The organism is Bittarella massiliensis (ex Durand et al. 2017), from assembly GCF_017566145.1.
In the GTDB taxonomy this organism is placed as follows: Bacteria; Bacillota; Clostridia; order Oscillospirales; family Ruminococcaceae; genus Bittarella; species Bittarella massiliensis_A.
The window spans coordinates 1-377 of sequence record NZ_JABFCL010000040.1; the positions used below are offsets into that span (position 1 = coordinate 1).

The 377-nt window shown below is 48.0% G+C and carries 1 protein-coding gene; it reads right to left on the minus strand.

The window, feature by feature from the left end:
• Positions 1-261, minus strand: a 261-nt coding sequence (locus HJY11_RS13360; RefSeq protein ID WP_208076437.1) for an ATP-binding cassette domain-containing protein, incomplete at its 3' end; no start/stop codon positions are given.
• Positions 262-377: the final 116 nt, after the last annotated feature.

The window sequence follows — 377 nt, forward strand, 5'->3', positions numbered from 1 at the left end:
TCTCAGCCTGGAAATATCCTGCCCCTCAAAAAGAATCTTCCCCGAGGTAGGCTCATACAACCGGATCATTGTCTGCCCGGTGGTTGTCTGCCCGGTGGTTGTCTTCCCACAGCCGGACTCACCAACCAGCCCCAGTGTTTCCCCATGTCTCATGCGAATATTGACGTGATCGACCGCTTTGACATATTGCTTTCTTCCTGCCTTGAAGTATTTGCACAGATCGATTGCCTCCAAAATATATTCCACTTTCTTCGTTTCCATCTTTTCTCCCATTATCTTTCCTCCCTGTCGTAAAAGGACTTCACTTTCGGCGCCTTTGGATACATCAACCAGCAGGATACTTTATGGGTATCGCTTAAACTGGTCTCCATCGGATT